The 6869-nt window shown below is 71.0% G+C and carries 8 protein-coding genes and 1 tRNA gene; 5 read left to right on the top strand and 4 right to left on the bottom strand.

Annotated elements, in window-relative coordinates; all coding sequences use genetic code 11:
- Window positions 1-107 precede the first annotated feature (107 nt).
- From CH341_RS26060 to CH341_RS26045, 4 genes are all read left to right on the top strand, one after another.
- On the top strand, window positions 108-1187 hold the full coding sequence (locus CH341_RS26060; protein WP_111421880.1) for a hypothetical protein: 1080 nt from the start codon (window positions 108-110) through the stop codon (window positions 1185-1187).
- A gap of 273 nt (window positions 1188-1460) precedes the next feature.
- Window positions 1461-2558 carry a DUF2336 domain-containing protein gene (locus CH341_RS26055; RefSeq protein ID WP_111421879.1) on the top strand — a complete coding sequence of 366 codons (1098 nt, stop codon included), beginning with the start codon at window positions 1461-1463 and terminating at the stop codon, window positions 2556-2558.
- A 61-nt stretch (window positions 2559-2619) separates the two neighbouring features.
- Entirely contained in the window at window positions 2620-3084 is a 465-nt protein-coding gene (locus CH341_RS26050) for a gamma-glutamylcyclotransferase family protein (RefSeq protein WP_111421878.1), read from the top strand.
- 13 nt (window positions 3085-3097) lie between these two features.
- Window positions 3098-3406, top strand: a complete 309-nt coding sequence (locus tag CH341_RS26045; RefSeq protein ID WP_111421877.1) for an acylphosphatase — start codon at window positions 3098-3100, stop codon at window positions 3404-3406.
- A gap of 18 nt (window positions 3407-3424) precedes the next feature.
- On the opposite strand, the gene lipB is transcribed toward CH341_RS26045, so the two are convergent.
- Complete coding sequence (gene lipB / locus CH341_RS26040; RefSeq protein ID WP_111421876.1) at window positions 3425-4138, bottom strand: lipoyl(octanoyl) transferase LipB; 714 nt, start codon at window positions 4136-4138, stop codon at window positions 3425-3427.
- 126 nt (window positions 4139-4264) lie between these two features.
- Here lipB and CH341_RS26035 point away from each other — a divergent pair, with 126 nt between their 5' ends.
- Window positions 4265-4507, top strand: coding sequence for a FliM/FliN family flagellar motor switch protein (locus tag CH341_RS26035; RefSeq protein WP_111421875.1), 243 nt, complete (start codon window positions 4265-4267; stop codon window positions 4505-4507).
- A gap of 136 nt (window positions 4508-4643) precedes the next feature.
- Here the strand turns inward: CH341_RS26035 and CH341_RS26030 are convergent, their stop codons facing one another.
- The 3 genes from CH341_RS26030 to CH341_RS35395 form a co-directional block, all read right to left on the bottom strand.
- Entirely contained in the window at window positions 4644-4988 is a 345-nt protein-coding gene (locus CH341_RS26030; RefSeq protein WP_111421874.1) for a hypothetical protein, read from the bottom strand.
- A gap of 256 nt (window positions 4989-5244) precedes the next feature.
- Window positions 5245-5329, bottom strand: a tRNA-Leu gene (locus tag CH341_RS26025).
- A gap of 184 nt (window positions 5330-5513) precedes the next feature.
- Window positions 5514-6254: a hypothetical protein gene (locus tag CH341_RS35395; RefSeq protein ID WP_210208619.1), complete on the bottom strand. Its 741-nt coding sequence runs from the start codon at window positions 6252-6254 to the stop codon at window positions 5514-5516.
- Window positions 6255-6869 lie beyond the last annotated feature (615 nt).

Below are 6869 nucleotides of genomic sequence, written 5' to 3'. Positions count from 1 at the left end.
GGCGGACTTCGTCCGCCGACCTCCCGGCGCGGCTCCGCCACGCGGCCCAGGGGAGGTGAGCGACGGGCGTTGCCATCGCCGCCCTGCGTCGCCAGAGTGCGGCCGCCATGCGAATCCTCGTCGTCGTCGCGCATTATTTCCGCCCGCAGGAGGGCGCCGATCTGGTCGGCGGGCTCGGCAGCGGGCGCGCGCCGTTCGCCAAGATCGCGGCGCTGAACGCGCAGCTCGTGGCGTTGCATCGGCATTTCGGGCCGCGCCGCGCCTCGCTCGACCCGGACGATCCGCAAGGGAAGGGGCGGCCCGCCGACACGCTCGATATCGTCGTGCTGACCCAGCCCGGCGCCAACCTGCTCGACTATGTCGGCCTCGCGCCGCCGGCCTTTTCGGTGGAGCACGCCGACGTCGCGCCGATGATGCTCGCCTTCGAGGCGCAGCGGATCATGCGCGAGCGCGCCGGCGCCTACGACCTCTACGCCTACATGGAGGACGACCTGATCGTCCACGACCCGGCGTTCTTCGCCAAGATCGCCTGGTTCGCCGAGACGTTCGGGCCGCGGGCCGTGCTGCTGCCGGTCCGCTGCGAGATGGGCTGGACCGGCACGCCCGCCAAGGTCGCCATCGACGGCAGGCTGTCGCGCGACGCGCTGGCGCCGTTCCGCCGCGACGTCGCGCCGGTGCTCACCGGGAGCTGGAACGGCCGGTCGCAAAGCTTCCGGCTGCCCGGCAACCCGCATGCGGGCTGCTTCGTCGTCACCGCTGCGCAGCTCGCGCATTGGATGGCGCAGCCCTCGTTCTACGATCGCGACGCCTCCTGGGGCGATCCGCTGATCAGCGCCGCGACGCTGGCGCCCGGCAAGGTGTTCGGCCTCTACAAGCCGGCCGAGCCCGATCCGTGGTTCCTGGAGATCGAGCATTTCGGCACCCGCTACGCCGCGATCGTCGCGCCGGAGGGCGAGCGCTACGGCGAGCCGCCGCTCCTGGCGCTGGTCGAGGCGGCGAGCCGCGACGGCGCGGGCGCGCTCGCCGAGATCGCCCAGAAGACCGGCCTGCGCGGCGACACCATCAACGCCCTGATCGCCGAGGCCGGCGAGCTGCGCTGGCGGCTGGAGCGGCTGGAGCGGTCGCGCTCGGCGCTGTTCAAGGCGCTGCTGCGCGCGACCTTTCGGCGGCGCAAGCCGAGCCGGTAGGAGACACCGGAGGGCGGATGCCGCTCGCGCTCCCGCAGTCGTCGCGGATTCCGGCGGTTCAGGTGAGAGATCGTTCAGGACGATCCGGATTGGCTCCCGGTGCTCGTGCCGGCGCGGCGATGGCCGAAACCGCCGACGTCACAGCGCCAATCGGCGTCGCCCGAGGCATGCGCGGCGCGAATATCGCCTGTTCGACGGCGCCGAGTTAACTCTGCTTTCAGACGTGACGGCCTGTACTGCCCAGGGGTGGACTTTCGCGGATTGCGAACGGGCATGGTGGGCGTTCCGTCACTGATCGATGAACTGGAGCGGACGCTCAGCAGCGGCTCGAGCGTGCAGCGCGCGGACATTCTGCGCCGCGTCACCGACCTGTTCCTGGTGAACGTCGAATCCTACACCGAGGACCATGTCGCGGTGTTCGACGACGTGATGTGCCACCTGATCGAGAAGATCGAGCGCAGCGCGCTGATCCGCCTGTCGAAGCAGCTCGCGCCCGCGACCACCGGGCCGGTGCGTGCCATCCATCGGCTCGCCGAGAACGACGACATCGAGATCTCAGGGCCGCTGATCGAGCGCTCGAAGATCCTCTCCGACGATTTCCTGATCGAGCTGGCGAAGACCAAGAGCCAGGCCCATCTGGCCGCCATCGCGGGCCGCGAGACGTTGACCGAGAAGGTCACGGACGTGCTGGTCGAGCACGGCGACGACGACGTCACGCTCAGGGTCACGGGCAATCACGGGGCGCGCTTCTCGCGGCCGGGCTTCATGAAGGTGGCCGAGAAGGCGCAATCGGACGGCCGGCTCGCCGAGCAGTTCGTCGCCCGCAGCGACATCCCGCCGGACGTGTTCCAGCATCTGCTGCGCAAGGCGACCGAGGTGGTGAAGAACCGCCTGCTCAAGAACGCCGACATCGACATGCGGGTGCGTATCACCCGGACGCTGGCCGACATCGCCACCGAGGTGGCCCGCGAGCGCGCCCAGATCGACAAGGACAGCTATTCGCCCGGCATCGTGATGAGCGCCGAGCCGGGGCGGCTGAAGGCCAAGATCGGCGAGCTCGCCCAGGCCGGCAAGCGCACCGAGACGATCGAGGCGCTGGCGGCGCTCAGCAAGCTGCCGGTGCCGACGGTGAAGAACCTGATGCGCCAAGGTGCCACCGACGGGCTCCTGATCCTGTGCAAGTCGATCGCGCTCGGCTGGCCGGACGTGAAGCGGGTGCTGGCGACGGTCGGCGGCATCGAGACCGAGCCGGAGATCAAGAAGGCGTTCGAGCGCTATGTCGGCCTGACCAGCGAGACCGCCAACCGCGTGGTGCGCTTCGTCAAGTCGTGCAAGGCGATCTCCAAGGCCGATTTCCAGCGCATGCTGTGATAGAACGGCTTTCGCGGCGGGCTCGCGGGCGCGCCGGACGGAACGGTCCAGCGACTGCGCCATGACGCTCTACTTCGCCTACGGGTCCAACATGAGCCGCGCGCAGATGCGCCGGCGCTGTCCCTCCGCCCGCGAGCTCGGGCCCGCCGTCCTGGACGGCGTCCGCGTCGTCATCAACGACGACGGCTACGCCACCGTGGTGCCGGCCGCCGGCGGCCGCGTGCAGGGCGTGCTGTGGCGGCTCGCCCCGCGCGACCGCGCCGCGCTGAACTCCTACGAGCGTACCGATATCGGCCTCTACCGCGCCGTCGTGCTCCCGGTCCGCACCGCCGCCGGCCGGGTGCGCGCGCTCGTCTACGTCGCACGCTCGCGCCGCCGCGGGCACCCGCGGCCCGGCTATCACGCCCTGGTGGTCGACGCGGCGCGCGACGCCGGCCTGCCGGCGCCCTACGTGCCGGCCCTGGCGCGGCTCGGGCCGGGCGGCTTCTCCGGATCGCGCCGGCGCGAGATCGGGGAGATCGCATGAGCGCGGAGATCGCATGAGCGGCGCCGCGATCATCGTCCGGCTGCTGCTGGTGCGCGGCCGCGTCCAGGGCGTCGGCTATCGCGGCTGGGCGGAGGGCGAGGCGCGCCGCCGCGACCTCGAAGGCTGGGTCCGCAACCGCATCGGGGGCGCCGTCGAGATCCTGGTCGCCGGCTCGCCCGATCGCGTCGAGGGCTTCATCGCGGCCTGCCGCCGCGGGCCGTTCCGGGCCCGGGTGGACGACCTCGCGGTCGATCCGGCGAGCGCCCGCCACCTGGAGCAGCGCCGCCCCGGCGAGGCCTTTTCCATCCTGTCGACGATCTGAGGGCTGGCGGCGGGAGTCTCAGTCGCCGTGCTCGCGCGCCGGCGCGAACATCTCGGGTGGCGGGCCCGGGAGGGGCCGGACCGCGCCGAACACCGTCTCGAACTCGGCTTTCAGCAGCGTGTCGACCTCCGGCATCTCGACGAGATGGCCGAGGTCCCACAGGCTGGTGACGCCGAAGCGCGGATCGGCGATGCCGCACGGCACGATCCCGTCGAAGTGCGAGAGGTCCGGGTCGACGTTGAGGCTGATGCCGTGCAGGCTCACCCAGCGCTTCAGCCGCACCCCGATGGCGGCGATCTTGTCCTCGCGGCCGTCGCCGCGCTCGGGCCGGGCCACCCACACGCCGACCCGGCCGTCGCGCGTCTCCCCGCGAATGTTGAGGCGTGCCAGCGTGCCGATGATCCAGGCCTCGAGCGAGGCGACGAACCAGCGCACGTCCGGCTTCCGCCGGCGCAGGTCCAGCATCACATAGGCGACCCGCTGGCCGGGCCCGTGGTAGGTGAACTGCCCGCCGCGTCCCGCCGGAAACACCGGGAAGCGCGCCTCCAGCAGATCGTCGGGCCGCGCGCTGGTGCCGGCCGTGTAGAGCGGCGGATGCTCCAGGAGCCAGACGAGCTCGGGGGCCGTGCCGGCCGCGATCGCGGCGACGCGCGCCTCCATGACGGCGAGCGCCTGCGCGTAATCGACGGGCGCGTCGGAGATGCACCATTCGACCGGTGCGAGCGCCGGCATGCTGGAGCCGGACGTCTCGCCGATGCGGGTGTCGGCGGGTGGAGCCGTGAGGGGAGCGTTAATCACCTGCTAACCATAACCGTGCTGTTGTGGACCGCAACGAACAGGGGCAGGGGAATCGTCGCGGTGGCCACGCTCAACAGTGTCTCGCTCGATATCGCGGTCGTTCTGGGGTCGACCGTGATGCCGGTGCACCAGGTTCTGCGTCTCGGGCGCGGCGCCATCATCGAGCTGGACAGCAAGGAGAACGACTCGGTCAAGATTCTCGTCAACAATCATCCGGTCGCCGAGGGCGCCGTGGTGGTCAGCGGCAGCCGCATCGGCGTCGAGGTGCGACGCATGCTGCCGCGCTCGCCCGAATATCGCTGACGCACTCCGCTCCGCCGCGCGGCAGGCGCCGGCGACAGAACAAGCTCCTGATGATCTGATGGTGGTCCGGCTGTCCTCGAGGCGCCGGTGAAACGCGCGGGGCCGCCCTGGCGGACACCCCGCGCGCTCGCGATCGTTAGTAGCAGGGCGGGTACGGATAATAGCCGCACTGATAGGCCGGGTAGCCGTAGGCGCCGTAGGCCGCCGCGCCCGCCGCAGCCGCACCGACCGCCGCGGCGCCGACGCCCCAGCCGTAGCCGCGCCGCACATACGGGCCGCCGTACACGCCGCCCCGGTAGACACCGCCGCGATAGACACCGCCCCGATAAACGCCGCCGTGATACACGCCGACCCGGGCGCCGCCGACGCGTCCGTAGCCGGCCCGGCCGCCACGGGCGTCCGCCTCCGTCGGGATCGTCGCCACGATGAAGAGCCCGGCAAGCGCCGCCGCACCGAGTGACAGGAGAGTTCGCTGTTTCATCGCCACCTCCTCATGGACGGCCACGTACCGGCGGTATGCCGGTCTGTCCAGGGCTCTAGAGGCTAGGCCCGGAACAGGTTGGAACGTTGACGTCGATCAACCTGATAGGGCACCGACGGGCTCTCCGGGGAAGCGAGATGCGCTGAAGCAGGTAACATCTTCGGCATCTCGGGCCGATCGCGCGCGCCGTGAAGCGCGCGACATGATCGTCGACGAGTTGTCCGAAGAAAGCGGACCCATTCCGGGCCCGAAAGTATGGTGCGGTCGAGAGGACTCGAACCTCCACGGGTCGCCCCACTAGCACCTCAAGCTAGCGCGTCTACCAGTTCCGCCACGACCGCATCGGGTATCGACACCGGCCGTGAGTGGCGCGGGCATCGAAGCGACGGCGAGGGTGTAACAAATCGATGATGCCGGGACAAGACCGGGAAACCGCCCAAAAACGCGATTTCAGGGCAGCGTTGCCGAGGCGCGGGGCGGGGAATCGCCCGGCCGGCGCGGCCGGGCGATTCGTCCGTCTCGTTCTCAGCCGCGCCGGCCGTGCATCCGCCCGGCCCAGCGCGCGCGGCCGCCGCCATGGGCGTGCCGCGACCGGCCGCCGCCGTGGGAGAATCGCAGGCCCTGCTCGCGCCCGCCCCAGCTGATATGGACGTGCTTCACCCGCCCGTAGTCGGTCGAGTAGCCGCCCGACCAGCCGCCCAGCATGCGGTAGATGCAGCCGGGATTGCCGCGCATGTCCACGGCCTGGCCGGAGGCGTGCAGCGACATCCGCCCGCTGCCGGCGACCCGGGTGTGGCGCACGCCGCTGATCACCTGGGCGCCGCAGGCCGAGGCGATCTGCGCCGCCTTCTGGGCGAGCGGGGCGACCAGGCCGCCGACCCGGGCGCCGTCGGCCTGGCGGGTCGAGACCATGGGCCGCGCCTGGGCGGTCGGGGTGGTCCACTGGTTCGGCTCGACGGCCGGCGCATAGGCATAGGCGCGGTGCGCCGCCGCCGGGATCCAGGCGCGCCGGTGGGCGCGATACTGGGCCCGATGGTGGGCCCGCGCCGCGCGGGCGCTGCGGTGCCGGTCGAACGCCTTGGCGGCGCGCTGGTGACGGTGGACGCGCTTTTGGCCGGCGCTGCGCCGGTCGAGCGTGCCGTGATGGGCGCCGGCGGCGTGGATGTGGGACGAGACGGCCCGGGCCTTGTGGGGGCGCGCCATGGCGGCGGCCGGCAGGGCGACGACGATGGCCGCGATCAGCGCGGCACTCCAAAACTTCATCATGCAGGGTCCTCGATGATGGCGTCGGCTCAGACGTCGCGGCGTCCCCGCGCGCAGGCATGCGGGCGGATGCGGACAGTCACGACGCGGTCTGTTCCGGAAGAAGCCAAGTCGAACGTTGTTATTGGCGCCGCCGCGGGAAGACGCGAGCGGCATCGGTGGGGTGGACGGCACGGAAGATCGATGTCGATCCAGTGTCGCGACCGCGATATCTAACGGCAGACGCGGTCGTATCTTGGTGCGAATCGGGCGATTCTGTGTGGATCGGTCACGTGATGTTAAAAATGTTTCTATGTTGAAGAAGAATTTGGAGGGCGAAGCTGGATTTTCCTTAAAGTCGACCGATCGCGTGAGGCGCGGCTCATGATCCCCCGCGCGACCCGCGGCCGGACAACGCGCGACCCGTGGCCGGACAAAAAGAAATGGCCGGGCGGGGGCCCGGCCATCGGAATGCGGCAACGATCAGCGTCGGCCGTTCACGGAATTCCGAGGCGTGGCAGGCTCGAGGTCGAGAACGGCCAGCGGCCGAGCAGGCCGCGCGCCACCGAGCCGGTCGGCTCCGCCAGGGGAGCCGGGGCCACGGGGGCCGCAGCGGCGGCGAGCGGTTCGGGCGCCGCA

It is taken from the genome of Rhodoplanes roseus, assembly GCF_003258865.1.
GTDB lineage: Bacteria > Pseudomonadota > Alphaproteobacteria > Rhizobiales > Xanthobacteraceae > Rhodoplanes > Rhodoplanes roseus.
This window is presented reverse-complemented; position numbering and strand designations above follow the sequence as displayed.

What these genes read in the sequence shown, in the direction of transcription:
- CH341_RS26045 (WP_111421877.1), top strand. Translation starts at nt 3,098, where the DNA reads ATGAGCGGCGCCGCGATCATCGTCCGGCTGCTGCTGGTGCGCGGCCGC.
- lipB (WP_111421876.1), bottom strand. Translation starts at nt 4,138, where the DNA reads ATGCCGGCGCTCGCACCGGTCGAATGGTGCATCTCCGACGCGCCCGTC.
- CH341_RS26050 (WP_111421878.1), top strand. Translation starts at nt 2,620, where the DNA reads ATGACGCTCTACTTCGCCTACGGGTCCAACATGAGCCGCGCGCAGATG.
- CH341_RS26055 (WP_111421879.1), top strand. Translation starts at nt 1,461, where the DNA reads ATGGTGGGCGTTCCGTCACTGATCGATGAACTGGAGCGGACGCTCAGC.
- CH341_RS26030 (WP_111421874.1), bottom strand. Translation starts at nt 4,988, where the DNA reads ATGAAACAGCGAACTCTCCTGTCACTCGGTGCGGCGGCGCTTGCCGGG.
- CH341_RS26060 (WP_111421880.1), top strand. Translation starts at nt 108, where the DNA reads ATGCGAATCCTCGTCGTCGTCGCGCATTATTTCCGCCCGCAGGAGGGC.
- CH341_RS35395 (WP_210208619.1), bottom strand. Translation starts at nt 6,254, where the DNA reads ATGATGAAGTTTTGGAGTGCCGCGCTGATCGCGGCCATCGTCGTCGCC.